At 62.4% G+C, this 25,897-nt stretch carries 19 protein-coding genes, 4 tRNA genes and 1 pseudogene; 14 read left to right on the plus strand and 10 right to left on the minus strand.

The genetic code is table 11. From position 1 onward, the window contains the following. Positions 1–239: 239 nt before the first annotated feature. From ACVWY1_RS20550 to ACVWY1_RS20560, 3 genes and pseudogenes are all read left to right on the plus strand, one after another. Positions 240–521: pseudogene (locus tag ACVWY1_RS20550) on the plus strand (PAS domain-containing protein); the annotation flags it as partial. Between the two features lie 174 nt (positions 522–695). Beyond that, positions 696–1,805: a methyl-accepting chemotaxis protein gene (locus ACVWY1_RS20555; RefSeq protein ID WP_371926904.1), complete on the plus strand. Its 1,110-nt coding sequence runs from the start codon at positions 696–698 to the stop codon at positions 1,803–1,805. A 12-nt stretch (positions 1,806–1,817) separates the two neighbouring features. Continuing rightward, positions 1,818–3,500: a putative bifunctional diguanylate cyclase/phosphodiesterase gene (locus ACVWY1_RS20560; RefSeq protein WP_139669872.1), complete on the plus strand. Its 1,683-nt coding sequence runs from the start codon at positions 1,818–1,820 to the stop codon at positions 3,498–3,500. 132 nt (positions 3,501–3,632) lie between these two features. Here ACVWY1_RS20560 and rdrB read toward each other — a convergent pair whose 3' ends face one another. From rdrB to folD, 10 genes are all read right to left on the minus strand, one after another. Beyond that, positions 3,633–6,317, minus strand: a complete 2,685-nt coding sequence (rdrB, locus tag ACVWY1_RS20565) for an antiviral RADAR system adenosine deaminase RdrB (RefSeq protein WP_457378688.1) — start codon at positions 6,315–6,317, stop codon at positions 3,633–3,635. A 7-nt stretch (positions 6,318–6,324) separates the two neighbouring features. Next, positions 6,325–8,916, minus strand: coding sequence for an antiviral RADAR system adenosine triphosphatase RdrA (rdrA, locus tag ACVWY1_RS20570; protein ID WP_277505000.1), 2,592 nt, complete (start codon positions 8,914–8,916; stop codon positions 6,325–6,327). 114 nt (positions 8,917–9,030) lie between these two features. Next, positions 9,031–9,522: an Lrp/AsnC family transcriptional regulator gene (locus ACVWY1_RS20575; protein ID WP_277504999.1), complete on the minus strand. Its 492-nt coding sequence runs from the start codon at positions 9,520–9,522 to the stop codon at positions 9,031–9,033. Positions 9,523–9,535: 13 nt separating this feature from the next. Beyond that, positions 9,536–10,354 carry an ABC transporter ATP-binding protein gene (locus ACVWY1_RS20580; protein ID WP_457378689.1) on the minus strand — a complete coding sequence of 273 codons (819 nt, stop codon included), beginning with the start codon at positions 10,352–10,354 and terminating at the stop codon, positions 9,536–9,538. 4 nt (positions 10,355–10,358) lie between these two features. Further along, a complete protein-coding gene (locus ACVWY1_RS20585) occupies positions 10,359–11,072 on the minus strand; it encodes an ABC transporter permease (RefSeq protein ID WP_102683230.1) in 714 nt (237 codons plus the stop codon). Continuing rightward, the gene (locus tag ACVWY1_RS20590) at positions 11,069–11,776 is read right to left on the minus strand and encodes an ABC transporter permease (protein ID WP_111533021.1); all 708 of its coding nucleotides are present in this window, start codon (positions 11,774–11,776) and stop codon (positions 11,069–11,071) included. The genes ACVWY1_RS20585 and ACVWY1_RS20590 overlap by 4 nt, the downstream gene beginning before the upstream one ends. Positions 11,777–11,873: 97 nt before the next feature. Further along, positions 11,874–12,656: an ABC transporter substrate-binding protein gene (locus tag ACVWY1_RS20595; RefSeq protein ID WP_102683232.1), complete on the minus strand. Its 783-nt coding sequence runs from the start codon at positions 12,654–12,656 to the stop codon at positions 11,874–11,876. A 249-nt stretch (positions 12,657–12,905) separates the two neighbouring features. Then, entirely contained in the window at positions 12,906–13,952 is a 1,047-nt protein-coding gene (locus ACVWY1_RS20600; protein WP_457378690.1) for an ornithine cyclodeaminase, read from the minus strand. A gap of 19 nt (positions 13,953–13,971) precedes the next feature. After that, on the minus strand, positions 13,972–14,889 hold the full coding sequence (gene ctlX, locus ACVWY1_RS20605; protein ID WP_102683234.1) for a citrulline utilization hydrolase CtlX: 918 nt from the start codon (positions 14,887–14,889) through the stop codon (positions 13,972–13,974). 224 nt (positions 14,890–15,113) lie between these two features. Continuing rightward, positions 15,114–15,968 carry a bifunctional methylenetetrahydrofolate dehydrogenase/methenyltetrahydrofolate cyclohydrolase FolD gene (folD, locus tag ACVWY1_RS20610; protein WP_023629744.1) on the minus strand — a complete coding sequence of 285 codons (855 nt, stop codon included), beginning with the start codon at positions 15,966–15,968 and terminating at the stop codon, positions 15,114–15,116. A gap of 255 nt (positions 15,969–16,223) precedes the next feature. Here folD and ACVWY1_RS20615 point away from each other — a divergent pair. The 11 genes from ACVWY1_RS20615 to ACVWY1_RS20665 all read left to right on the plus strand — a co-directional run bounded on the left by ACVWY1_RS20615 (position 16,224) and on the right by ACVWY1_RS20665 (position 25,819). After that, positions 16,224–16,300: transfer RNA gene (locus ACVWY1_RS20615), tRNA-Arg, on the plus strand. 35 nt (positions 16,301–16,335) lie between these two features. Continuing rightward, positions 16,336–16,411: transfer RNA gene (locus tag ACVWY1_RS20620), tRNA-His, on the plus strand. A gap of 57 nt (positions 16,412–16,468) precedes the next feature. Continuing rightward, positions 16,469–16,553 (plus strand) — tRNA-Leu (locus ACVWY1_RS20625). Positions 16,554–16,589: 36 nt separating this feature from the next. After that, positions 16,590–16,665 (plus strand) — tRNA-His (locus tag ACVWY1_RS20630). A 151-nt stretch (positions 16,666–16,816) separates the two neighbouring features. Then, complete coding sequence (locus tag ACVWY1_RS20635) at positions 16,817–17,116, plus strand: DUF6388 family protein (protein WP_277504992.1); 300 nt, start codon at positions 16,817–16,819, stop codon at positions 17,114–17,116. 248 nt (positions 17,117–17,364) lie between these two features. Continuing rightward, positions 17,365–18,678: a trigger factor gene (tig, locus tag ACVWY1_RS20640; protein ID WP_277504990.1), complete on the plus strand. Its 1,314-nt coding sequence runs from the start codon at positions 17,365–17,367 to the stop codon at positions 18,676–18,678. Between the two features lie 91 nt (positions 18,679–18,769). Further along, complete coding sequence (clpP, locus tag ACVWY1_RS20645; RefSeq protein ID WP_023629742.1) at positions 18,770–19,411, plus strand: ATP-dependent Clp endopeptidase proteolytic subunit ClpP; 642 nt, start codon at positions 18,770–18,772, stop codon at positions 19,409–19,411. 108 nt (positions 19,412–19,519) lie between these two features. Next, positions 19,520–20,803 carry an ATP-dependent Clp protease ATP-binding subunit ClpX gene (gene clpX / locus ACVWY1_RS20650; RefSeq protein ID WP_031314790.1) on the plus strand — a complete coding sequence of 428 codons (1,284 nt, stop codon included), beginning with the start codon at positions 19,520–19,522 and terminating at the stop codon, positions 20,801–20,803. A gap of 153 nt (positions 20,804–20,956) precedes the next feature. Continuing rightward, on the plus strand, positions 20,957–23,353 hold the full coding sequence (lon, locus tag ACVWY1_RS20655; RefSeq protein ID WP_457378691.1) for an endopeptidase La: 2,397 nt from the start codon (positions 20,957–20,959) through the stop codon (positions 23,351–23,353). Positions 23,354–23,506: 153 nt separating this feature from the next. After that, the gene (locus ACVWY1_RS20660; RefSeq protein WP_023629739.1) at positions 23,507–23,779 is read left to right on the plus strand and encodes an HU family DNA-binding protein; all 273 of its coding nucleotides are present in this window, start codon (positions 23,507–23,509) and stop codon (positions 23,777–23,779) included. Positions 23,780–23,959: 180 nt separating this feature from the next. Continuing rightward, positions 23,960–25,819 carry a SurA N-terminal domain-containing protein gene (locus ACVWY1_RS20665; RefSeq protein ID WP_457378692.1) on the plus strand — a complete coding sequence of 620 codons (1,860 nt, stop codon included), beginning with the start codon at positions 23,960–23,962 and terminating at the stop codon, positions 25,817–25,819. Positions 25,820–25,897: the final 78 nt, after the last annotated feature.

Genomic DNA, 25,897 nt, shown 5'->3' on the forward strand with positions numbered 1-25,897 from the left:
TATGTCGATATAGCGCAACGCCATGATCCATCACCTTTATTTGCAAAATGTGATGGAATTCGTAGAATTCGTTGCTTTGATTGATCAGTCATTCAAGTAGTCGTCCAGGGCGATCCGGTCATCCACCGGCCCGTGTGCAAGCGTTGTCGGACATTGGAACTGATCCAGGATGAACGGTTCCGGCACCCCTGGCCTCCTGTCAGGCCGCGTGTCGGGCCGTGTATGAATGGAGTCTCATCGTGCGTCAGAACCTGCCGGTCAATCCGGTCGAGCAAAGCTTTCCCGAGCACCAGCGGCTCATTTCGGCCACCGATACGGCCAGCCTGATCACCTACTGCAACGCCGAGTTCGCGGCCATCAGCGGCTTCAGCCAGGACGAGCTGATCGGCAGCCCGCACAACCTGGTACGCCATCCAGACATGCCCGAGGCGGTGTTCGAGCTGATGTGGCAGTACCTCAAGGCCGGCCGCAGCTGGATGGGTATCGTCAAGAACCGCTGCCGTAACGGCAACTTCTATTGGGTCAACGCCTACGTCACACCGATGCTCGAGAATGGCCAGGTGATCGGCTACGAGTCGGTGCGCGTGCGCCCGACCCGTGAGCAGGTGGCCCGTGCCGAAGCTGTGTATGCCCGGTTGCGCGAGAGCAAGGCGGCGCTGTCGCCGGCCCGGCGCCTGGCCTTGCTGGGCCGGGCCATGGCGCTGCCACTGCTGGCCGGAGCCGCGGCCATCGCCGGCAACCAGCTGCTGCCCGACCTGCCTGCCCAAGGCTTGACCCTGGCGCTGTTCGCTGGCGTCGGCCTGTGGGCGCAAAGCCGCATGAGGCGCCACTTGCGGCGTATCGTCCAGGTGGCGGACAGCACCTTCAGCGACCCGGTCGCGGCCTTGACCTACAGTGATCTGCCGGGCGCTGCCGGGCAGCTGGAGCTGATCCTGATCAGCGAGGAGGCGCGCCTGAAGACCGCGCTGACTCGCCTGAGCGACCTCGCCGCGCAGATGGCCGGCGCCGCCCAGGATGCCGGGCGGCTATCGCGCAGCACCGAATCGGCGTTACTCGAACAGCGCGCCGAGACCGACCTGACCGCCACCGCCATGACTCAGATGGCCGCCTCGATCGGCGAAGTCGCGGGCCACGTGCAACTCACCGCCGAGCAGGCGCAGACCGCGCACCTGCTGGCCGGGCAGGGCAGCCAGGTGGCCGACGCCACGGGGGCGGCGATCCAGAGCCTGGCCGGCACGGTCGGGCAGATCAACCAGGCGGTCAACGACCTCGCCGGTCAGACCGGTGCCATCGCCGAGGCGGCCGGGATGATCCGTGCCATCGCCGAGCAGACCAACCTGCTGGCGCTCAACGCCGCCATCGAAGCCGCCCGTGCCGGCGAGCAGGGCCGCGGCTTTGCGGTGGTCGCCGATGAAGTACGTGCCCTGGCCGACAAGACCCGCCAATCCACGCTGCATATCCAGTCGATCATCGACAGTTTGCGCGGTGGCGCCGAGCAGGCGGTGAGCATCGCCAGCGAGGGTATCGAGGGTGCGCAACAGGGTGTGACCCAGGTCGCCCTGACCCAGGAAGCTTTGCAAGGCATCCGCCACGCCGTGCAGCGCATCAGCGATATGAGCCAGCAGATGGCCGCAGCCTCGCACGAGCAATCCAGTGTCGCCGAGGATGTCTCGCGGCAGATCAACGGGGTGGCTGGCACGGTCCAGCAGAGCGCGCGCCGCGCCAATGCCGCTGCCGTGCGTGGCGCGGAGCTCGAGCAGGTGTGCGCTGGGTTGCGTGCCTTGGTGGAGCGCTTCAACCGCTAGGTTGCGATGCTTATGGACGACAATTACCGCGCGGCCGTCGATGCGGCCGCGATCTTTTCCGAAACCGACCTGCGCGGTTGCATCACCTACGTCAACCAGCAGTTCTGCAGCATTTCCGGCTACAGCCGCGAGGAACTGCTGGGGGCCAACCACCGCATCCTCAATTCCGGGCTGCACGAACCGACCTTCTTCCTCGAGATGTGGCGCGCCCTGGCCGCTGGCCGGGTGTGGAAGGGCGAGATCTGCAACCGTGCCAAGGACGGCTCGCTGTACTGGGTGGACAGCACCATGGTGCCGCTGATTGACCCGCACACCGGTAAGGTGCGCAAGTACGTGTCGATCCGCTTCGACGTCACCGAGAAGCGCCAGTTGCTGCACACCCTGCAGTGGCGTGTGGGGCACGACGTGCTGACCGGCCTGCCCAACCGTGCCTATCTGTCCGACCTGCTCAACCAGGCCCTGGCGTTCTCCCGGCGCGAAAGCATCCCCCTGGCTGTCTGCATGCTCGACCTCGATGGCTTCAAGGCGGTCAACGATGGCTATGGCCATGCCACTGGCGACCTGCTGCTGGTGGAGGTCGCCCAGCGCCTGCAGAACATCCTGCGTGGCGGTGATGCGGTGGCGCGGCTGTCGGGGGACGAGTTCGTGCTGATCCTGCGGCATATCGAAGGCCCGCAGCAGCTCGACGCCGCGTTACGACGCATCCTCCAGGCGCTGGCTGCGCCTTACACGGTTCGCGAGCACCCGTTGAGCCTGAGCGCGAGCATCGGCGTCACCCTGTTCCCGCAGGACGACGAGGATGCCGACACCCTGGTGCGCCACGCCGACCAGGCGATGTACGTGGCCAAGCAGCGCGGGCGCAACCGCTACCACCTGTTCGACGTGTCCCAGGAGCTTGAGCTCAAGGCCACCCACCAGACGGTGGCACGGGTGCGCCAGGCCCTGCGCCAGGGTGAGCTGTGCCTGTACTACCAGCCGAAGGTGAACATGCGCAGCGGTCAGGTGATCGGTTTCGAGGCGTTGCTGCGCTGGATGCACCCCTCCAAGGGGCCGGTGCCGCCGGGGGAGTTCCTGCCCTTCGTGGAGCAGACCGACCTGATCGTCGAGCTGGGCGAATGGGTCATCGACCAGGCGTTGACCCAGCTGCAGCAGTGGCAGCTGTCCGGGCGCGATTGGTCACTGAGCGTCAACATCGCCGCCCGCCAGTTGCAGCGCGGCGACTTCGCCCAACGGCTGGAGCGGTTGCTGGCGCGCCATCCCGGAGTGTCGCCAGGGCGCCTGGACCTGGAGATCGTCGAGTCGGTGGCAATCGACAACCTGCCGCGAGTCGGCCGCTGCCTGGATGCCTGCCGAGCACTGGGCGTGCGTTTCTCCCTGGATGACTTCGGTACCGGCTATTCCTCGCTGAGCTACCTCAAGCGCTTACCGGCGCAGACCATCAAGATCGACAAGTCCTTCGTGCGCGACATCCTGCATGACCATGACGACCTGGCCCTGACCGGTGCGGTGATCGGGCTTGCGCGGGCGTTTGGCCGGGAGGTGGTGGCCGAGGGCGTTGAGAGTGTCGAGCACGGGCGGCTGCTGATGGAGCTGGGCTGCGAGCTGGCCCAGGGCTATGGCATCGCCCGGCCGATGTCGGTGGAGGCGGTGGAGCAGTGGGTGCTTGACTATCGGCAGCCACAGGCGTGGCGCTGAGGGCCTGCTGGTGGGAAAACCTGTTGGAGCGGGCCTGCACCGCGATCACAGGAGAGGCCTGTGCCGGGCCTCATCGCGGGGCAAGCCCGTTCCCACGCTGGTGATGCTTGCGTCTTTGTTCCCTGCGCGATGTCACCGGTCCCTGAACACCGGCCGATGGTTGCGCTGGAACTGGTCATTGGCATAGATCCGCAGTCGCTCCAACCATTCCTCGGTTCGGGTCCTGGATATGCCCATCGACTTGGCCGCTTCCTGGAGCAGCGCATACTCGGTGCGCAGGGTCGTCGGAATCACGCCAGGATCATCGGTGTTGATCGTGACCCGGATCGGGCCGCGTCGCAGCCCGAAACGATTGTGTATCGCACCGCGCTCCAGCGTGCTCTCGTCCGGAGGGTTCCAGCGGAAGATCGGGTGATCGGCGTGCTTGCCGATCCGGGCGATGTATACATTCGAACTGGGATTGGTCTCGAAGATGATTCCGCGCTGGTCGCACGATTCGATCAGGTGGTCCTGCAGCGCCTCCATGAATTCCAGCTCCTCCGGGGTCTCGTAGTCCAGCAGCAGGCCTTGCTCGCCTGGCATCGGCGGGGTTTCGACCAGGGCGTGGCGCTGGATGCGCACATGCACCATGCGCGGTGTGTAATCGGCGTGGGTCTGCAGGGTGGCGCGGCGCCAGAACAACAGCGCGGCGCCTGGGTCGTTATGCTGACCGTTGAGCCTAAGGAAGTTGACCGTGCCCAGAATATCCCGGTCGGGCAAGGCGGCGCGCATCTTGTCGTCGAGGGGTTCGTTAGGGCGATACTGCTCCAGCATGTGGAAACAGTTACGGCGCAGACGCCAGGCTTCATGCAGGGTGTGCGGGTTGATGTAGCGCCGCGACTCCTCGGGCTGGGATTGCGCCTGGCCTTTGCCGAGCTCCTGCCGAGGATAGAACGCATTGAGGTAATGAGGGCTGGTCCAGGCGACATGGGGCACGAACTGGGCGATACGGCGTTCCAGCCGCGGCAGGATCTGATTCGCCAGGGGGACGCAGGCTGCCAGTTGCGTGGCGTGGTGCCAGAGCCACACCAGGTTGTCCAGGTGCTCGTCCACCGGCAGCAGCATGTCGCCCTGGTTCTGGCACCACTGCAGCGGCGACCCGCCGACCGCCAGCGCATGGCCGATGCGGTCACCGTGGCGCATCTCGCAAAAGTGCACGGTCTCGTCGATATGGCGCATGCCCGACAGTGGGTGGGCATAGTCCTCGCCGGTGTGAATGCTCAGGTGCAGGCCGCCCTGGAAGCCATCGCCATGGCCGGCCGGCTGCAGGCCGGCACGCAGCCAGCGCAGCATCGGCGCATAGAGCTCGTTACGGGTCTTGTTCTCGTCGCCTGCGACATCCAGGCCGCGTACCCAGGCGCTCGGGTCGAAACGAAAGTGCTCGCTGACCTTGCCGTGCAGAAACGCCGGCGCCGACCAGCCAGAGTGCTCGCGCAGCTTGCGGTAGAGCTTCTCGCCATCGGACCAGATCTTGCCGCGCTTGTGCAGGTGCTCTTCACGGCGCAGGAAGTGTACGCACAGGTGCCAGCGCTCCATGCGTGAGCGGAAGTGCTTGGCCTGATGGGCGCTGACGGGCTTGAGAGGGGCAATCGGCGGCTGGCCGTTGTGCTGTTCGAGGGCGCTGACCCAGCCGGCCATGAAGTCGCTGGTGAAGACGCTTTCGGTAATTTTCAGTTCCGCGCAATCCTCGGGGTTCTGGAACAACTGGCGCGCGCAGGCGCGTCCGTAGGTCAGCAGGTGTTCTTGCGGATTGTGCCTGGAGGCTTTGCTGAACCCGCCATAAACCGCCGTGAAGCGCGTCAAACCCTGGCCGTCCATCAAAAGCTTGCGCCGTTCAGCCATCAGCGCCAGAACCAGGTAGAAGATGCCCATGCGCAGCACCGGAGGCGCTTCGGCATCCTGGTATTGCGTCCACAGCCAGATCAGCAGCCACAGCCAGGCTTTGCTCAGGTCGCCCGCGTTTATGGCCTGGGCCAGCTGCAGTTTCATCCAGCTCGGGTGGCGGCGGTCATCGGTGTGCGGCTGCAGGGTGCTGAAGCCCGGCCAGCTGAGGATCAGCGGCCCGTCGGTCAGGTGCGCCTTGCCCAGGGTGCGCTGGTACAGCTTGAGGATCTTGTCCGGCGTGCCGTTACCCAGACGCCCCGGCCATTCACCGAGCAGGCCGTGGCACAGGCGGTGCAGCGGTGCGAAGGCTTCCAGGCCCGGCTGGTGGGTGATCTGGTTCATCAGGATGATGCCTTCGAAATGCGCACCGCCCAGGTGCACATGGCCTTCAGCGAAGGCTTTGTTGGCGATCGAAGGCGGACTGAACAGTGGTTGCTGGGCCAGCACGATACGCTGGGCATCGGCTGCCGACAGGTGCGGGTTCTGCCTGAAACGTTGCGCCAGGTGCCAGGCGACGATGACGGTCGGATCGACCATGGCGCACAGGTGGGCGTAGTCCGTCAGGCACTCGGGGCGGTAGTGGATATGGTCGCCGTTGCACAGGAAGAACGTCTGGAACAAGGTGTCCAGGGCTTTCTGCTGCGGGGTGCGGAAGAGGTCAAGCGGGCAGAGCTCTTCCGCTGCCCGGGCAAGGTCGTTGAGCCTGAAGCGCCCAGGGTAACGCTGATCCACGGCGTTGCGGATACAGCTTCGGTACTCTTCTATGACCGCCTTGGATTCACGGATGCGCAGGCCGAGGTCCTTGGTCAGGAGGTCGCTTTTCAGGCGTGCGGCGAAGACCGGGCATGAGAAGAATGCGCCGGTGGTGAGTTCGAGCAGGGATGGCGTGAGCATGGTGAGCTTACTTGCCTGCTTCGCCGATCAGATACTGGAAATGTGGGTTGCCTTCGATGACGTCCTTGGGGATCTTTTGGGTGATGCAGAAATCACGAATGGCCTCGATATCCTCTTGGGTGACCTCGACTGAATAGGCGTCACTGATTGAATCAACCTCGAAGTGACGCTTTATGATCTCCGTGACAGAGCGGGTAGTGGGTTGATACAGCCACTCGTCCCCGAATTCGGAGTCTTCGAATTGATCTGCATGTTTCTGAAGATTTTCGATCATCTTGAAGAGCGGATGGTTAGCTAGCGCACTGGTGAAAGCACGGGTCTCACCTCCAAATGACTGCTCGCCATGGCGACGGAGGAACGGCAGGATGTTTTGTCGATATGCCAGACCCTGCTCGAACCTGTCTTTGTCGCCCATGCTGAAGCTCGTGACGATTGAGGGCATGCCGAATACTTCACCTTTTTCCAGGCTGGCAAAGGCATTCCACAGCGTCCGGTAGGCCCGGCGAGCGGTCATGCTCAGCATTCGCAAGCTGGGGTCGGCGGGGTTCTGGTTGGGTTTCAGCGGTTTGTTGAACTCCCAAGACTTTGCAAAGTAACTGTTCATGACGTTGAAGATCAGCCAGCCAGAAACTGTCTGTTCATCGATCCTGTGCTCTGTGCGCCAGTCATTGATGTTTTTTGCCATAGAGATGATCAGGGGGTCGATGTATGTATCTGGCGCACTGTCCTCGGGGGTAAGGTCTTGAGGATCAAGGTCGTCGTCGTTCAAGGCGGGGACAGAATAGAACGGTGCTCGGTTGACCAGCTCGCTCAGGTCATTCGGCTCCAGGTTCCTTACCAGGCTGGCAATCACAAGCTCGAAGAGTCGGCCGGTGAAAATCATGTTGGTTTTTCGGCTTTCGCTGAAGAAGCTCCGGTGTAGCATGAGTTCAGCAAGGAATTGAGCCTCAAGCGGCAGATCCGATGTGTCGTAGCGCTTTATGGCATGCCCTACCTCGGCCAGTGCGTAGGGATGGCGCTCATCCAGGCTGACGATTCCCTGCAAGTCTTTTGGCGCGTGTTTTTTCCATTCATCCAGGTTGGAGCGTACGAGGGGGGCCGGGAATGACAGGGCGCTCTCCTTCGACAACTGGGTCGGTTGGAACAACGTGGCCTTGAACAAAGTCGACAACCGGGCCGTCGGCGTCGCCCGGAGGTTCAGAATGTGAGCATCCGCCTCAAGTGCCAGGCTGGCGGCAGAAGAGGCATGCTCATGATGCAGATAGTTGAGCAAGACTTTTTTTGCCTCGGTGATGCAGTGTCGCCACTCAATCACCGAGAGTGGGTCTGCCTCATGCTTGGCATTGAAGAAATTCTGGTAGGCATGATTACTAGCCGTTTCGCGCTGCGTCTTTTCCTCGAGGCGTTGTGCGCGATGGTAATCCCGGGAAAATTCGTTCAGCGCCGGGATCATGCCCATTGGCATGATCATCGCGCGGTGCAGCGTCCACTCATTGGTAATGGACGGGCCCCAGCGCTTGAGCAGGCCGCTGAGATCGGGAATGTTCTGCCTGAACGCGAAAATCAGCTGCGTGAGCTCGCGGACGGTCTCCAGCTTGATCGAAAGGCGTCGTTCAGTGGGAGTGTTCAGCCGTTCATTGAGCAGGGCGTCGATCCAGCGCCAGAACACGGGCAGGGAGAAATACTCCTCGGTGTCCTTGCAGAGCAGGATTTCCTCGTTCGCCAGGTAGTTTGCCGCCGTGGGCATGTCCCTGCGAAGCTGCAGGGGCATGATCTTGCGTTGATACTCGGTCGCCAGGCTCCTGGCGGTTTCCAGTGCATCTCGGGTCTTGATCTTGCTGTTCTGCGTCAGCTTGCTATAGAAGTCGCGCCAGGTCACTTCATGGTAGAGCGCCAGGTCACCACTGATGATGGGCTGGACGTAAGGTGAGGTCAGGTAGCGCCTTACCACCTCAAGGTTTTCGAAGGCTCGATTGAGGGAAGTGTCGACATCGTCGATCGGCAGGACCAGGAGCTTCTTGCCGATCAACTCAAGCGATTTCTTGAAAAGCTCATGAACCTGCTTGTTCAGATCATGGCTGCCCATGAAGGCCCTGACCTTGTCCAGGCCGTACTTGTTGCGCTGGGACTGCAGCTGCTCCAGGGTATTGCCGAGTACCTGCAACTGGTGGTGGAACTCCTCGGCCTTGTGGTCTGCACGGCTGAGCGCTTCGGCGACCGACTTGTCCCGGATGATCGCGGCGACGATCACGTTCAGGAACAGATCGTCGGTGTCCTCCAACAGCGTCGGGTCCACAGGCTTGAGCACATGAATGGCTTTGGCGAGGTCAGTTCTTTCGTTCTCGAGATACAGGTTGAGGTTGACCAGTACCGAGCTTTTGCCTGTGCCGCGCTTGCCATCGATCAGAATCGCATTGTGCGAACGGTGTTGGTCCAGATCGTCCCGGTCAGGTTGGCTCCTGAGGCCATCCTCGAGCAGGTCCGCCAGGTCCTTGTAAATATCCCGCGCCAGCAACGTACTGTGCTCCCGCTGCGCCGCCTGCTCCTTCTGCTCGATGGGAAAACGAATACGCGAATCGTTGGATTGATTGCTGGCCACGGCTGTACATCCCTGGAAATGTGGAAACGCCCCGCGGATTCATCCGCGAGGCGTGGTCATTGGATCCAGTAATGTTACTAAGCCACTATCTTGCGCCACAAGCGCTACCTTGGCTCAAGCCTGCGGCGCCGTGCTCTTCACCGCCGCCAGTTCCGGATGCGCCACCAGTTTGTCGATATGCAGCTCGTCGTCGTTCATCCAGGTCTCGGTCAGCACCCGGTAATGCTCCATGTCGCGGCAGCGCATGCGCAGGCTGTAGTCGAAGTGCCCGCTGATCAGCTGGCACTCGTAGACCTGCGGGCAGGCGCGCACGGTGGCTTCGAAGGCCCGCTGCGCCGAGCGCCCGCTCTGGTTGGACAAGGCCACCAGCACCAGCAGCGACAACCCCGGGGAGACCTGCTGCAGGTCGATGATTGCTCCATATCCGCGGATCACTCCGCGCCGCTCCAGCTTGCGCACACGCTCCAGGCAGGGCCTGGGGGTCAGGTGCACGAGGGTGGAGAGCTTTTCGTAGGTGATCCTTCCGTGGTGGCGCAGCACGTCGATGATCGCTTCGTCGATGCGATCCAGCGGTGCCGCGGTGGAGCTGATGGCCTTGCTATCCATATACGGCTTGACTTCACTTGAGGCGGTTGGAGAGGAACTGCCGCAGGCGCTCGCTCTGTGGCCGGTCGAGGATCTCGGCGCTGCCGCTTTCCTCGACCAGGCCCTGGTGCAGGAACAGCACCTGGCTCGATACCTGGCGGGCAAACCCCATTTCATGAGTGACCATGAGCATGGTACGTCCTTCCTCGGCGAGCGTCTGTATCACCTTGAGCACTTCGCCGACCAATTCCGGGTCGAGTGCCGAGGTGGGCTCGTCGAACAGGATGATTTCCGGCTCCATGGCCAGCGCCCGGGCGATGGCCACGCGCTGTTGCTGGCCGCCGGAGAGAAACGCCGGATACTGCTCGGCGGCGCGGGCCGGCAGGCCGACCTTGTCCAGGTACTTGCGCGCCCGCGCCTCGGCTTCACCGGCACTGATCCCCAGCACCTTGCGCGGCGTCAGGCAGATGTTCTCAAGCACGGTCAGGTGGCTCCACAGGTTGAAGTGCTGGAACACCATGGCCAGGCGTGTGCGCAGGTTCTGCAGTTGGGCCGGCGGCGGGGTGCGGGTGCCGGGGTGGATCTCCAGGGTCTGGCCGTCGAGGGTGATGCTGCCGGCGTTGGGCTGCTCGAGAAAGTTGATGCAGCGCAGGAAGGTGCTCTTGCCCGAGCCGCTGGCGCCGATCAGGCTGATCACATCGCCCTTGCGCGCCTGCAGCGAGACGCCCTTGAGCACCTGGTGCTCGCCGTAGTGCTTGTGCAGCCCCTCGACGCTGAGCTTGATCGCGCCGGCATGGGCGTGTGCCTTCGGGGCCTGGGCGAAGGTGGAAAGTGGCAGTGCGGTAGCAGTCATGTTTTCAGCCTCGGGCAGGGTCAAGGAAGCGCATCCAGCGCCGTTCGGCCACGCGGAACAGGCCGACCAGGGCGAAGGACAGCAGCATGTACAGCAAGGCGGCCACGCCGAAGGCCTGGAAGGTCAGGAAGGTTGCGGCGTTGGCGTCGCGGGCCACCTTGAGGATGTCGGCGACGGTGGCGGTGAAGGCCAGCGAGGTGGCATGCAACATCAGGATCAGTTCGTTGCTGTAAGCCGGCAGCGAGCGGCGCAGGGCGGCGGGCAGCACCAGGAACAGGTTGAGCTTCCAGCCACGCAGGCCATAGGCCTGGGCCGCCTCCAGCTCGCCAGCGGGCAGATTGCGGATGGCGCCGGCGAAGATTTCCACGGTGTAGGCGCAGGTGTTGAGCACGAACGCTAGCAAGGTGCAGTTGAGCGCGTTGCGGAAAAACTGGTCGAGCAGGGCGTGGTCGCGCACCACCTGCAGGCTGTAGAGCCCGGTGTAGCAGATCAGCAGCTGGATATAGAGCGGCGTGCCGCGGAACACGAAGGTGTACAGCTGCACCGGCAGGCGCAGCCAGGCATGATGCGAGGTGCGCGCCAAGGCCAGTGGCAGCGACAAGGCGAAGCCCAGCACCATGCTGGCCAGGAACAGCCAGAGAGTCATGGCCAGGCCCGAGAGGCCGGTGCCATCGTTGTAGAGATAGGCCAGGCCGTATTCCTGAAGGAGTTCGATCATCGTGCCAGCTCCTTGATGCCGGTGTTGTAGCGCCGCTCGAGGTGCTTGAGCAGGCGGTTGGACAAGGTGGTGATGACCAGGTAGACCAGGCCCGCCAGGCACAGGAAAAACAGCATGTCATTGGTGGTCTTGCCGGCGTTCTGCGCGGCCTTGACCAGGTCGGCCAGGCCGATGATCGACACCAGTGCGGTGGACTTGAGCAACACCAGCCAGTTGTTGCCCAGCCCTGGCAGGGCGAAGCGCATCAGCTGCGGGAACAGCACCAGCCGAAACCGCTGCGTCCTGCTCAGGCCATAGGCGGTGGCGGCCTCCAGCTGTCCGGCGGGTACGCTGAGGATGGCGCCGCGGAAGTTCTCGGTGAAGTAGGCGCCGTAGATGAAGCCCAAGGTGACTACCCCGGCGCTGAACGGGTCGATTTCGACATAGTCCCAGCCCAGCATCTCGGTCAGGTCGTTGAGCCAGATTTGCATGCTGTAGAAGATCAGCAGGATCAGCACGAGGTCGGGAACGCTGCGGATCAGCGTGGTGTAGAGGGTGGCCGGGAGGCGCAGCAGCCTTGATCGCGACAGCTTGGCGCTGGCGCCGATCAGGCCCAGTGCGAGGCTGAGCGCCAGTGACAGCAGGGCCAGCTTGAGGGTCATCCAGGTGCCCTGGGCCAGCAGCGGGCCAAAGCCTTGCAGGCCGTGGGAGAGGAAGTCGTTCATGACAGGGATCTCGCGGGTAGGCCGTCGCGGGGCAAGCCTGCTCCCAAGCAGAGGCGAGCCCGTGGGAGCGGGTTTGCCCCGCGATCGGCGCTGTAGGTCACTCGTTGTAGATGTCCACGTCGCCGACGTATTTCTTCTGGATCTCGGCGTAGGTGCCGTCGGCATGGATCATGGCGATGCCCTTGTCGAGCAGGGCCTTGAGTTCGGGATCGCTCTTGCGCAGGCCCATGGCGATGTCCAGCGGCAAGGTCGGGTCCTTGATCGCCGGGCCGCTCCTGAAGTCGGCGCCTTCGGGCTTGGAGAGGAAGTTGAGCTGGGCTTCGAGCTTGTCGGTGACGGTGGCGTCGAGGCGGCCATTGATCAGGTCGGCGTAGTTCTGGTCCTGGCTCTGGTAGGCCTTGACCTGCGCGCCCTGAGGCGCCAGCACGGTGCGGGCGTAGGCTTCCTGCAGCGAACCCTGGAGCACGCCGACCTGCTTGCCCTTGAGCGATTCGGTGGTGTCGCCGAAGTCGGCTGACTTGCGCACGATCACCGAGGTGGGGCTGAGGAACAGGCGGCTGGTGAAGTCGATCTGCTTCAGGCGTGCCGGAGTGACGGCCATGGAGGACATGATGGCGTCGAATTTGCGGGCGCGCAGAGCTGGGATCATGCCGTCGAACTCGTTGTGCACCCAGGTGCACTTGACCTGCAGCTTGGCGCAGATGGCGTTGCCCAGGTCGATGTCGAAGCCTTGCAGGCTGCCATCGGCGGCAACGGATTCGAAAGGTGGGTATTCGGGGAAGACGCCGAAGCGGATCTCGGTCCACTCCTTGGCCTGGGCAACGCTGGTGGCACACAACGAGAACAGCAGCACGCCGAGGCGTTTTCGCATGGAGAACATGGTCTTGGGTCCCTGGGTGTTGTTATTGGTAGTAGGGCGGTTGATGCGCGTAGGTCCGTCCGTGACTCATGGGTCGCGCTCAGGATGCGCGAGATAGACAGGTTTTTTGTGTCGTTTGCCAGCGCGTGGGAGGCCGGATTCGGTTGTTAGTGGGCTACTTGCAGCCGAAACGGCTGTTACGACAAAGATTTATGGATGTGCGACAGCCGTTTCGGTCAATGGGGCCGCCAGGCGGCCCCGCGTGTTCGGTCAGGCAGCACTGGCCTTGCGCTCACGCCCTTTTGGCTGCAGCAAGGCAAACAGGTCCTTCGGGTTCTCGAGTTCAGGCACCAGCGCAATGTCATGCCCGATGTCCAGGGTGCGGGCCACGTCGAGCACATAGCGCAGCGCCGAGTAGTCCTCCAGGGCGAAGCCGACCGAGTCGAACAACGTGACCTGCCCGGCGTTCTCGCGGCCTGCGGCGCTGCCCTCGACCACCTGCCAGAACTCGGTGGTCGGCGAGTCGGCCGGCATCTGCTGGATCTCGCCCTCGATCCGGCTCTGCGGTTCGTACTCGACGATCACTCGGGCACGCTCGACGATGTCGCGGTGCAGTTCGGTCTTGCCCGGGCAGTCGCCGCCCACGGCATTGAGGTGCATGCCCGGCTCGATCAGCTCCGGGGTGAGAATGGTGGCGTAGGCCTTGTCGGCGGTGACCGTGGTGACGATATCGGCGCCGCGTACCGCCTCGGCCACGCTGCCGGCGATGGTCAGCTTCAGTTGCGGGTAGCCGGCCAGGTTGGCTGCCAGTTTCTCCGAAGCCTTGCGGTCAATGTCGAACAGGCGGATCTCCTCGATGCCCAGCAGGGTGTGGAAGGCGATGGCCTGGAACTCGCTTTGCGAGCCGTTGCCGACCAGCGCCATGCGCTTGCTGTCCGGACGCGCCAGGTAGCGGGCGGCCAGGGCCGAGGTGGCGGCGGTACGGATGGCGGTGGTCAGGGTCATCTCGCTGAGCAGCACTGGCGCGCCGGTATCGACATCGCCCAGGGCGCCGAAGGCCATCACGGTGAGCAGGCCGTTGTGGGTGTTCTTCGGGTGGCCGTTGACGTACTTGAAGGCGTACAGGTTCGCGTCGGACACCGGCATCAGTTCGATCACCCCGTCCGGCGAGTGGTTGGCCAGGCGCGCGCATTTCTCGAAGTCGTGCCAGCGCAGGTAGTCCTGGCGGATGTACTCGGCCACCTCGGCCAGGCAGGTGGGCAGGCCCTTGCGGTTGACCAGGCGGGCGAGGTCATTTACGTCGATGTAGCGGGTCATGATGGTTCTCCTTGACGGGTCAGTGGCGCGAGGGCAGGTGGATTTCGGCGAGCATGCAGCGGGCGCTGCCGCCGCCTATACGTTCGATATGGTCGATGTTCACCACCAGCGGATGGCTGTGGCGTTCGACCTGGCGGCGCTGCTGCGCATCGAGCGAGCGCCAGGCGCTGCGCGACATCACCAGCAGCGAGCGGCCGTCGCGGTCGTGGACCTCGAGCATGTTGCCGGCGAAGTTCTCCAGCTGATCGAAGTTCAGCGCCAGCACCTGCTTGTCGGTGTCGCGCAGCGAATGTTCCAGTGCGCGGCGTTCGTCTGGGTGGGGCAGGGCATCGAGGCAGGCCACGGCGAGCTGGCGGCCGACATTCATCATCACGTTGCTGTGGTAGATCGGCGCCTGCTGGCGGTCCACCGCGTGGAACAGGCACAGGCGGTAGTCCAGGTGCTCGGCGAACTGGCGCAGGGCGCGTTCGTGGGTGCGCCCGGAGTGACAGGCGTAGCTGATGCGGTGCTCGCGGTCCAGGACCATGCTGCCGGTGCCTTCGAGGAACAGATTCTGCTGTTCCAGCGGGCTCAGGTCGACGGTGCGCTGGATGGCGAAGCGCTCGCTCAGCACGCCCAGTACGCCCTTGCTGCGTTCCAGGCGGCGGTTCTTGCCCTCCATCGGGTAGAGCACCAGGCTGCCGTCGGCATGGCTGCTCCAGCAGTTGTTGGGGAAGATCGAGTCAGGGGTATGGGGCTCTGGGGTGTCCTGCACCACCAGTACGTCGACGCCGTGCTGGCGCAGGCTGTCGACGTAGCCGTCGAACTCTTCCAGGGCCTTTGCGCTGGCGGTCTCAGGGTCCAGCGGCGCTTGCTGGAAGCGGTTGTTGGCGGCGGTGTCGGGGTTGAAGGCGAACCGCGCCGGGCGAATCATGAGGACGGTATTTGTTGTTTGCATTGGGCACGCATCCACAGGTGGGCTGTGTGACCATTGTGTGATGGTTTGCGGTGAGATCCCGGCTGAAGCGGGCGGGGCGGGCAGCGGGTCCAGCTGAAATGGATTGTTTGGCAGCGGAATCGGCTGGTGTCACAGAAAAAGGTCGCCGCTCCCACAAGGATGAACTGTACAACTGAAAACGGCGCCTCGAAGGGCGCCGTTTTCTTTATTGCCGGAACACCGTATTACTTGTGCAGCTCTTCAGCCGCATACAGGGTGTTCTCCAGCAGGCATGCCCGGGTCATCGGACCCACGCCGCCCGGCACCGGGGTGATCCAGCCGGCGCGGGGCAGGGCGGTCTCGTAGACCACGTCGCCGACCAGCTTGCCGTCTTCCTGGCGGTTGATGCCGACATCGATGACGATGGCGCCTTCCTTGACCCACTCACCCTTGACCAGCCCCGGCTTGCCGGCAGCCACCACCACCAGGTCGGCACGGCCGACATGGCCGGGCAGGTCCTTGGTGAAACGGTGGCAGACGGTGACGGTGCAGCCGGCCAGCAGCAGCTCCATGGCCATCGGTCGGCCGACGATGTTGGATGCGCCGACGATCACCGCGTTCATGCCGTACAGATCCTGTCCGGTGCTGTGCAGCAGGGTCATGATGCCTTTCGGGGTGCACGGACGCAGCAGCGGGATGCGCTGGGCCAGGCGGCCGATGTTGTAGGGGTGGAAACCGTCCACGTCCTTGTCCGGGCGGATGCGCTCGAGCAGCAGCGAGGCGTCCAGATGCTCCGGCAGCGGCAGTTGCAGGAGAATGCCGTCGACTGCCGGGTCGTCGTTGAGCCGGTCGATCAGATCGGCCAGGGCTTGCTGCGTGGTATCGCTGGGCAGGTCGAACGCCTGGGAAATGAAGCCGACCTCTTCACAGTCCTTGCGCTTGTGCGAGACATAGACTTGGGAGGCCGGGTCGCTGCCGACCAGGATCACCGCCAGGCCTGGCGTGCGCAGGCCCTGCTGGCGGCGCTCGGCGACACGTTGGGCGATCTGCTGGCGCAGGTTGGCGGCGATCGCCTTGCCATCGATAAGGTGTGCAGTCATAGACGCGTGATTAACCATCGAGAAGGGAACATATATAAGAAGGGCACATTCTCGCACGACATGGCCCAAGGGCAAAGGCGGGTGGTCGGGCAAATCCCCTAACCCCTTCAATAATTTAAATTTTTTTGCGAAAGGTGTTGACGCCCCTCAGGGTCGCCTATAAGATTCGCCGCACTTGTCGGGCACTGCCTGGCACGGGTTGGCAAAGTCGAGCAGGGCAAGTGGTTCGCTTGTTCGGTTTGGCTGGAAGCTTAAGCGCCCGTAGCTCAGCTGGATAGAGCATCCGCCTTCTAAGCGGATGGTCGCAGGTTCGAGTCCTGCCGGGTGCGCCATTTAGGCTCGGGCAAGTAAGCAGTAACGCGTTATGGTGGGCGTAGCTCAGTTGGTAGAGCGCCGGATTGTGATTCCGGTTGTCGTGGGTTCGATTCCCATCGTCCACCCCAGATTTTTCAGGGGCGCCTCGATTGAATGATCCGGCGCCCTTGTTCTAAGCGTTTCATGCGGACGTGGTGAAATTGGTAGACACACTGGATTTAGGTTCCAGCGGCGCAAGCTGTAAGAGTTCGAGTCTCTTCGTCCGCACCATGTTTCTGTAAGGCTGTACCGCAACACTGCATTATGGTGGGCGTAGCTCAGTTGGTAGAGCGCCGGATTGTGATTCCGGTTGTCGTGGGTTCGATTCCCATCGTCCACCCCATATTTTCAGAAGGCGCCCGGATCGAATGATCGGGCGCCTTTTTTGTTTCTGCCATCCGGTGCCTGTGGCTACTGGTGGTCAGGCGATAAAAGCTGTTAGATTTCAGCCGGTTGAATGCCTGGCTGAACAGACTGGCAGAGGAGTAGCGCAAATGATTGCAAAAGAGGCGCGCCAGGCCCTGGCGCTGCAGCGTTTTGCCGAGGCAAATCCGCAGTTGCTCGAAGAAATCCGTGAGCTGGATGCCCGTGAGCAGGCCCAGCAGATCGAATGGGCGTTCGAGGATGCAGCCCAGGAGCAGGGCGTCCAGCCTTGGGAGTACGCGTTGCAGTTGATCGCCGAGTCGCCGGAGCAGTTGCAGGTCATGCGCCTGGAAGTGCACCGCGAGGTGGCCGAGGCGTTGGGCCTGGCTTGGGAAGAATACTGCCAGTTCAACGAGATCGAGCCGCAATAAAACTGGCGATCGCCCAGGCTGTTGTTTGTTTGACAAGGTTTTACAACTGCGCGGCATTCGAGGTGGCGCGCGGTCGTTATATGAATAGGCTCGACGCCCCGTCGTGCGGGCCTTCCAGGGAAATCGACCGGCGTGTTTCGCCGACAATCCGGGTGGGGTGACTTCTGGTGCGCGAGTCACTAGAATGTTTGCCCTTGATTCTGGAGTCGGGTTATCGCCGGCTAACGTCTGTGCAACGAGGAATATCCATGCAAGTTTCTGTTGAAAACACTTCCGCTCTCGAGCGCCGCATGACCATCGCCGTTCCGGCCGAGCGCGTCGAGAACGAAGTCAACAAGCGTCTGCAGCAGACTGCCAAGCGCGCCAAGATCGCGGGCTTCCGCCCGGGCAAGGTGCCAATGAGCGTGATCCGCCAGCGTTTCGAGGCCGATGCCCGTCAGGAAGCCTTCGGTGACCTGGTCCAGGCTTCCTTCTACGAAGCCATCGTCGAGCAGAAGCTGAACCCCGCCGGCGCTCCTGCCGTCGAGCCAAAATCGTTCGAAAAAGGCAAGGACCTCGAGTTCGTCGCCATCTTCGAAGTCTTCCCTGAGTTCACCGTTGCCGGTTTCGACTCGATCGCTGTCGAGCGCCTGAGCGCCGAAGTGGCTGACGCCGACCTGGACAACATGCTGGAAGTCCTGCGCAAGCAGAACACCCGCTTCGAGGCTGTCGAGCGCGCCGCGCAGAACGACGACCAGGTCAACATCGACTTCGTCGGCAAGATCGACGGTGAAGCCTTCGCCGGTGGTTCGGCCAAGGGCACCCAGCTGGTACTGGGCTCCGGCCGCATGATCCCGGGCTTCGAAGAAGGTCTGGTTGGCGCCAAGGCTGGCGAAGAGCGCGTGGTCAACGTGACCTTCCCAGAGGACTACCAGAACCTGGACCTGGCAGGCAAGGCCGCCGAGTTCACCATTACCGTCAACAGCGTTTCGGCTCCTGTGCTGCCAGAACTGAACGAAGCCTTCTTCGCCCAGTTCGGCATCAAGGAATCGACCCTGGAAGGCTTCCGCGCCGAAGTTCGCAAGAACATGGAGCGTGAACTGCGCCAGGCCATCAAGACCAAGGTCAAGAACCAGGTCATGGACGGTCTGCTGGCCGCCAACCCGGTCGACGTGCCGAAAGCCCTGCTGGAAAACGAAGTCAACCGTCTGCGCGTGCAGGCCGTTCAGCAGTTCGGTGGCAACATCAAGCCTGAGCAGCTGCCAGCCGAGATGTTCGAAGAGCAGGCCAAGCGCCGCGTGGTCCTGGGCCTGATCGTTGCCGAAGTGGTCAAGCAGTTCGACCTGAAGCCGGACGAAACCAAGGTTCGCGAAGTCATCGAAGAGATGGCCTCGGCCTACCAGGAGCCTGAGCAGGTCATCGCCTGGTACTACAAGAACGACCAGCAACTGAACGAAGTGCGTTCGGTTGTACTGGAAGAACAAGTTGTAGATACTGTCCTGCAGAAAGCGACTGTGACCGACAAATCGGTCTCGTACGAAGAAGCTGTGAAGCCAGCCCAGGCAGCTGCCGACGCTGAGTAACAGGCTACTCTCGTAGGAAACCCCCACAAGCCAGCCTTCGCGCTGGCTTGTGCGTATTCAAGCCATGACTATTTGGGAGTGAGTGCAGGACATGTCCCGCAATTCTTATATTCAGCAGAGCTCTGACATCCAGGCCGCGGGCGGCCTGGTCCCGATGGTTATCGAGCAGTCCGCCCGTGGCGAACGCGCCTACGACATCTATTCGCGCCTCCTGAAGGAGCGCGTGATCTTCCTGGTCGGCCCTGTAGAGGACTACATGGCCAACCTGGTAGTGGCGCAACTGCTGTTCCTTGAGGCGGAAAACCCGGACAAGGATATCCATCTTTACATCAACTCCCCAGGCGGCTCCGTGACAGCTGGCATGTCGATCTACGACACCATGCAGTTCATCAAGCCGGACGTCTCGACCATCTGTATCGGCCAGGCCTGCAGCATGGGCGCCTTCCTGCTCGCGGCTGGTGCCGCCGGCAAGCGCCACTGCCTGCCCAACTCGCGGGTGATGATTCACCAGCCGCTGGGCGGCTTCCAGGGCCAGGCGACCGATATCGAGATCCACGCCCAGGAAATCCTCAACATCAAGGCGCGCCTGAACGAGCTGCTGGCCCATCACACCGGCCAGCCGCTGGAAACCATCAAGCGCGACACCGAGCGTGACAACTTCATGAGCGCTGCGCGCGCGGCCGAGTACGGCCTGATCGACTCGGTCTACGACAAGCGGCAACTGGCATCCTGAAGCAATGCGCCAGAGCGGGTGGGTGCAGATTGCGCCTACCCGCGGACTTGAAAAAGCCAGCGATTGCCTTCATCTTGTGTTTCAAGCCTACCGGATTGGATCGATCGAATGACTGACACCCGTAACGGCGAGGACAACGGCAAATTGCTCTATTGCTCCTTCTGCGGCAAAAGCCAGCACGAAGTGCGCAAGTTGATTGCCGGCCCCTCGGTATTTATCTGCGACGAGTGCGTCGACCTGTGCAACGACATCATCCGTGAGGAGGTGCAGGAAGCCCAGGCCGAGAGCAACGCGCACAAGCTACCCTCGCCGAAAGAAATCAGCGGTATCCTGGACCAGTACGTCATTGGTCAGGAACGCGCGAAAAAGGTGCTGGCGGTAGCGGTGTACAACCACTACAAGCGCCTGAACCAGCGTGACAAGAAGGGCGACGAAGTCGAACTGGGCAAGAGCAACATCCTGCTGATCGGGCCGACCGGCTCGGGCAAGACGCTGCTGGCCGAGACACTCGCGCGCCTGCTGAACGTACCGTTCACCATTGCCGACGCCACCACCCTGACCGAAGCCGGTTATGTCGGTGAGGACGTCGAGAACATCATTCAGAAACTGCTGCAGAAGTGCGACTACGACGTGGAAAAGGCCCAGATGGGCATTGTCTACATCGACGAGATCGACAAGATCTCGCGCAAGTCGGACAACCCGTCCATCACCCGTGACGTCTCGGGCGAGGGCGTGCAGCAGGCGCTGTTGAAGCTGATCGAGGGCACCGTTGCCTCGGTGCCGCCGCAAGGCGGTCGCAAGCACCCGCAACAGGAGTTCCTGCAGGTTGATACCCGCAACATCCTGTTCATCTGCGGTGGCGCGTTCTCTGGCCTGGAAAAGGTCATCCAGAACCGCTCCACCAAGGGCGGCATCGGCTTCAGTGCCGAAGTGCGCAGCAAGGAAGAGGGCAAGAAGGTCGGCGAGTCGCTGCGTGAGGTCGAGCCGGACGATCTGGTCAAGTTCGGCCTGATTCCGGAGTTCGTCGGCCGTCTGCCGGTTCTGGCGACGCTGGACGAGCTGGATGAGGCTGCGCTGATGCAGATCCTTACCGAGCCGAAGAACGCGCTGACCAAGCAATACGCCAAGCTGTTCGAGATGGAAAGCGTCGACCTCGAGTTCCGCAGCGATGCGCTCAAGGCCGTTGCCCGCAAGGCGCTGGAGCGCAAGACCGGCGCCCGTGGCCTGCGTTCGATCCTCGAGGGCGTGCTGCTCGACACCATGTACGAGATTCCTTCGCAGAAGGATGTCAGCAAGGTGGTGATCGACGAAAGCGTTATCGAAGGCTCTTCGCAGCCGCTGCTGATCTACGAGAACAGCGAGCCGCAAGCCAAGGCCGCTCCCGACGCCTGATCGGGAACGGGGTAGCAACAGGAAGGGGCCTTTTTGGCCCCTTTTTGCATTTCATGGCCTGGGCGCTTGTAATTTCCCAGGGCTGCCCCCACATTAGCCCCAAGCACCATTTCCAACGGTTTCCGGCCACATGGCCGCTGTAGAGGCGAAATCATGAAGACCACCCTCGACTTGCCTCTTTTGCCATTGCGCGACGTAGTCGTCTATCCGCACATGGTCATCCCACTGTTCGTGGGGCGTGAGAAGTCCATCGAGGCCCTCGAGGCCGCGATGACGGGCGAGAAGCAGATCCTCCTGCTGGCCCAGAAGAATCCTGCCGACGACGATCCGGGTGAAGACGCCCTGTATCGCGTGGGCACTGTCGCCACCGTGCTGCAACTGCTCAAGCTGCCCGATGGCACCGTCAAGGTGCTGGTCGAGGGTGAGCAGCGTGGTGCTGTCGAGCGCTTCAATGAAGTCGATGGCCATATCCGTGCCGAAGTCAGCCTGATCGACGAAGTCGAGACCGCCGAGCGCGAGTCCGAGGTCTTCGTGCGCACCCTGCTGTCTCAGTTCGAGCAATACGTGCAACTGGGCAAGAAAGTCCCGGCCGAAGTGTTGTCCTCGCTCAACAGCATCGAGGAGCCTGGGCGCCTGGTCGATACCATGGCCGCGCACATGGCGTTGAAGATCGAGCAGAAGCAGGAAATCCTCGAGATCGTCGACCTGCAGGCGCGTGTCGAACACGTGCTGGCGCTGCTCGATGCCGAGATCGACCTGCTGCAGGTCGAGAAACGCATTCGCGGTCGCGTGAAGAAGCAGATGGAGCGCAGCCAGCGCGAGTACTACCTGAATGAGCAGATGAAGGCCATTCAGAAGGAGCTTGGCGATGGCGACGAAGGCCACAACGAAGTCGAGGAGCTGAAGAAGCGCATCGACGCCGCAGGCTTGCCCAAGGACGCCCTGGCCAAGGCCCAGGCCGAGCTGAACAAGCTCAAGCAGATGTCGCCGATGTCGGCTGAAGCTACCGTGGTGCGCTCGTACCTCGACTGGCTGGTGCAGGTGCCATGGAAAGCCCAGAGCAAGGTGCGCCTGGACCTGACCAAGGCCGAGGAGATCCTCGACGCGGACCACTACGGTCTGGAAGAGGTCAAGGAACGCATCCTCGAGTACCTCGCCGTGCAGAAGCGGGTGAAGAAGATCCGTGGCCCGGTGCTGTGCCTGGTCGGGCCACCTGGCGTGGGCAAGACCTCGCTGGCCGAGTCGATCGCCGCCGCCACCAATCGCAAGTTCGTGCGCATGGCGTTGGGCGGCGTGCGTGACGAGGCCGAGATCCGTGGCCACCGTCGTACCTACATCGGCTCGATGCCCGGTCGTCTGATTCAGAAAATGACCAAGGTCGGTGTACGCAACCCGCTGTTCCTGCTCGACGAGATCGACAAGATGGGCAGCGACATGCGCGGTGACCCGGCCTCGGCGTTGCTGGAGGTGCTCGACCCCGAGCAGAACCACAACTTCAACGATCACTACCTGGAGGTCGACTACGACCTCTCGGACGTGATGTTCCTGTGCACCTCGAACTCGATGAACATCCCGCCGGCGCTGCTTGATCGCATGGAAGTCATCCGCCTGCCGGGCTACACCGAGGACGAAAAGATCAACATCGCGGTCAAGTACCTGGTGCCCAAGCAGGTCAAGGCCAACGGTTTGAAGAAGGATGAGCTGGAGGTCGACGTTTCGGCCATTCGCGACATCATTCGCTACTACACCCGCGAGGCCGGCGTGCGTGGCCTGGAGCGCCAGATCGCCAAGGTGTGCCGCAAAGTGGTCAAGGAGCACACCGGTGCCAAGCAGGTGAAGGTCAAGGTAACCGGCGAGCAGCTCGAGCAGTTGCTGGGCGTGCGCAAGTTCCGCTACGGCCTGGCCGAGCAGCAGGATCAAATCGGCCAGGTCACGGGCCTGGCCTGGACTCAGGTGGGTGGTGAGCTGCTGACCATCGAGGCGGTGGTTATTCCCGGCAAGGGGCAATTGATCAAGACCGGTTCGCTCGGCGACGTCATGGTCGAGTCGATCACCGCCGCGCAGACGGTGGTGCGCAGCCGCGCTCAAAGCCTGGGGATCGCTTCAGACTTCCACGAGAAGCGCGACGTTCACATCCACATGCCCGAAGGTGCCACGCCCAAGGATGGCCCTAGCGCCGGTATCGGCATGTGCACCGCGCTGGTGTCGGCCCTGACCCAGATCCCGGTTCGCGCCGATGTGGCGATGACCGGTGAGATCACCTTGCGTGGCCAGGTCCTGGCCATTGGCGGGCTCAAGGAAAAACTCCTGGCGGCACACCGTGGCGGGATCAAGACGGTGATCATTCCGGAAGAGAATGTTCGCGACTTGAAGGAGATTCCGGAAAACATCAAACAGGATCTTCAGATCAAACCGGTCAAATGGATTGACGAAGTCCTCCAAATTGCGCTGCAATACGCCCCGGAGCCCTTGCCAGATGTGGCTCCGGAGATTGTCGCGAAAGATGAGAAGCGCGACGGCGATGCTAAGGAAAGAATCAGCACGCACTAGTACGTATTTCGCTGGGGGGCTTTGGTTGACAGCATTTTCGGCCCCTTGCTATAAAGCGGCACGCCAGTGTCAACAGGCCACCCAGCGCTCGTTTCATAAGCTTTTCATTACATACTTAGAAACAAACTCAATAGAGAAATAAGGGGACTTAGAGTGAACAAGTCGGAACTGATTGACGCTATCGCCGCATCCGCTGACATCCCGAAAGCTGTAGCCGGCCGTGCGCTGGACGCAGTGATCGAATCCGTTCAAGGCGCCCTGAAAGCCGGTGACGATGTTGTCCTGGTTGGCTTCGGCACCTTCTCGGTCAAGGAGCGCGCTGAGCGCACCGGCCGTAACCCGCAAACCGGCAAGGCGATCAAGATCGCTGCCGCCAAGGTTCCTGGCTTCAAAGCTGGCAAGGGCCTGAAAGACGCCGTCAACTAAGTCGTCTTTCAGCCGGCCCGGGCGTCGCCAGGGCCGACCGCGTGACGGCGGGTCGCAAACGTTCCCGCTGGCACGCTCGCTTCGAAAAGGCGCATCCACTGGATGCGCCTTTCTTCTATCAGGATTCTACCCACGCTCCGCGGTTGTCGACGCAGTGGTACAGCCGTTTCTGGGGGACGCATGCTGCAGAATATCAGGGACAATTCACAAGGTTGGATTGCCAAGACCATCATCGGCCTCATCGTCGTACTGATGGCGTTGACCGGTTTCGAGGCCATTTTCCAGGCCGCCAGCCATAGCCAGGACGCCGCCAAGGTGAACGGCCAGACCATCAGCCAGAACGAGCTGAGCCAGGCCGTGGACATGCAGCGCCGCCAGCTGATGCAACAGTTGGGCAAGGATTTCGACCCTGCGCTGCTGGACGAGAAGATGCTGCGCGAAGCCGCGCTCAAGGGGCTGATCGATCGCAAGCTGCTGTTGCAGGGTGCCGAAGATGCCAAGTTCGCTTTTTCCGAGGCCGCGCTGGATCAGCTGATCCTGCAGACGCCTGAATTCCAGGTCGATGGCAAGTTCAGCGCCGAGCGCTTCGATTCGGTCATCCGCCAGATGGGCTACGGGCGCATGCAGTTCCGCGAGATGCTCGCCCAGGAAATGCTCATCGGCCAACTGCGCACCGGCCTTGCCGGCAGCAGCTTCGTCACCGACAAGCAGGTTGAAGCCTTCGCCCGCCTCGAGAAGCAGACCCGTGATTTCGCTTCGCAGACCTTCAAGGCCGATCCGGCCGCGGTCAAGGTGAGCGATGACGAGGTCAAGGCGCACTACGACCAGCACGCCAAGGAATTCATGACCCCGGATCAAGTGGTCATCGATTACCTCGAGCTGAAGAAGTCGGCCTTCTTCGATCAGGTCAAGGTCGACGAGGGCGAGCTCAAGGCCCTGTACGAGAAGGAAATCGCCAATCTGGGCGAGCAGCGCCATGCCGCGCACATTCTGATCGAGGTCAACGACAAGACCGACGATGCCAAGGCCAAGGCCCGCATCGAAGAGATCCAGCAGCGCCTGGGCAAAGGCGAGGACTTCGCCAAACTGGCCAAGGAATTCTCCCAGGATCCAGGCTCGGCCAGCACCGGTGGGGACCTCGGCTTCGCCGGCCCTGGCGTGTACGACCCGGCCTTCGAGGACGCGCTGTACAAGCTGAACAAGGACCAGGTATCGGTACCCGTGCGCACCGAGTTCGGCTACCACCTGATCAAGCTGCTGGGCGTGCAGGCGCCGGACGTACCGAGCTTCGCCAGCCTGAAGGACAAACTGACCCACGAGCTGAAGACCCAGCAGGTGGAGCAGCGCTTCGTCGAGGCCACCAAGCAGCTCGAAGACACCGCCTTCGAAGCTTCCGACCTGGCCCAGCCGGCCCAGGACCTGGGCCTGAAGGTACACACCTCTGCCGCCTTCGGTCGCGAGGGTGGTGAAGGCATCACTGCCAACCGTGCGGTGATCCAGGCCGCGTTCAGCGAGCAGGTGCTCGAAGAGGGCGCCAACAGCAACGCCATCGAACTCGACCCGGAAACCGTGGTGGTTGTGCGCGTCAAGGAGCACCGCAAGCCCGAGCAGCTGCCGTTGGAGGCCGTGGCCAAGAACATCAACGAGCACCTGGCCAAGGAGAAGGCGATTGCCGAACTCAAGGCCAAGGCCGACAAACTGATCGCCGGCCTGCGGGATGGCTCGGTCAAGGCCGAAGGTCAGGGCTGGAAGCTCCATGAAGCGGTCACCCGTGGCCAGGATGGCATCGACCCGGCCGAGCTGCAGGCGGTGTTCCGCCTCGGCAAGCCAGCGGCCAAGGACAAGCCAGTCTACGGCAGCGTGGTGCTGGGCGATGGCAGCCTGGTGGTCCTGCAACTGAAGGGCGTCAACGAAGGTGCTGCCGCCACCGATGACGAGAAGGCGCAGATCCGTCGCTATCTCGCATCGCGTGCCGGTTCGCAGGACTTCGCGGCCTATCGCAAGCTGCTTGAAGGCAGTGCCGACATCACCCGCTACTGAGTCGTGTGCTGATCGCGAAACAGGCCGCTTATGCGGCCTGTTTCGTTTCTGGCTTTGGTTCATCGCGGGGCAAGCCCG

It is taken from the genome of Pseudomonas sp. TE6288, assembly GCF_054062095.1.

What these genes read in the sequence shown, in the direction of transcription:
- tig (WP_277504990.1), top strand. Translation starts at nt 17,365, where the DNA reads ATGCAAGTTTCTGTTGAAAACACTTCCGCTCTCGAGCGCCGCATGACC.
- rdrB (WP_457378688.1), bottom strand. Translation starts at nt 6,317, where the DNA reads ATGCTCACGCCATCCCTGCTCGAACTCACCACCGGCGCATTCTTCTCA.
- ACVWY1_RS20580 (WP_457378689.1), bottom strand. Translation starts at nt 10,354, where the DNA reads ATGACTGCTACCGCACTGCCACTTTCCACCTTCGCCCAGGCCCCGAAG.
- ACVWY1_RS20560 (WP_139669872.1), top strand. Translation starts at nt 1,818, where the DNA reads ATGGACGACAATTACCGCGCGGCCGTCGATGCGGCCGCGATCTTTTCC.
- ACVWY1_RS20555 (WP_371926904.1), top strand. Translation starts at nt 696, where the DNA reads ATGGCGCTGCCACTGCTGGCCGGAGCCGCGGCCATCGCCGGCAACCAG.
- ACVWY1_RS20600 (WP_457378690.1), bottom strand. Translation starts at nt 13,952, where the DNA reads ATGACCCGCTACATCGACGTAAATGACCTCGCCCGCCTGGTCAACCGC.
- ACVWY1_RS20635 (WP_277504992.1), top strand. Translation starts at nt 16,817, where the DNA reads ATGATTGCAAAAGAGGCGCGCCAGGCCCTGGCGCTGCAGCGTTTTGCC.
- clpP (WP_023629742.1), top strand. Translation starts at nt 18,770, where the DNA reads ATGTCCCGCAATTCTTATATTCAGCAGAGCTCTGACATCCAGGCCGCG.
- ACVWY1_RS20590 (WP_111533021.1), bottom strand. Translation starts at nt 11,776, where the DNA reads ATGAACGACTTCCTCTCCCACGGCCTGCAAGGCTTTGGCCCGCTGCTG.
- lon (WP_457378691.1), top strand. Translation starts at nt 20,957, where the DNA reads ATGAAGACCACCCTCGACTTGCCTCTTTTGCCATTGCGCGACGTAGTC.
- ctlX (WP_102683234.1), bottom strand. Translation starts at nt 14,889, where the DNA reads ATGCAAACAACAAATACCGTCCTCATGATTCGCCCGGCGCGGTTCGCC.
- ACVWY1_RS20585 (WP_102683230.1), bottom strand. Translation starts at nt 11,072, where the DNA reads ATGATCGAACTCCTTCAGGAATACGGCCTGGCCTATCTCTACAACGAT.
- ACVWY1_RS20665 (WP_457378692.1), top strand. Translation starts at nt 23,960, where the DNA reads ATGCTGCAGAATATCAGGGACAATTCACAAGGTTGGATTGCCAAGACC.
- ACVWY1_RS20575 (WP_277504999.1), bottom strand. Translation starts at nt 9,522, where the DNA reads ATGGATAGCAAGGCCATCAGCTCCACCGCGGCACCGCTGGATCGCATC.
- ACVWY1_RS20595 (WP_102683232.1), bottom strand. Translation starts at nt 12,656, where the DNA reads ATGTTCTCCATGCGAAAACGCCTCGGCGTGCTGCTGTTCTCGTTGTGT.
- folD (WP_023629744.1), bottom strand. Translation starts at nt 15,968, where the DNA reads ATGACTGCACACCTTATCGATGGCAAGGCGATCGCCGCCAACCTGCGC.
- clpX (WP_031314790.1), top strand. Translation starts at nt 19,520, where the DNA reads ATGACTGACACCCGTAACGGCGAGGACAACGGCAAATTGCTCTATTGC.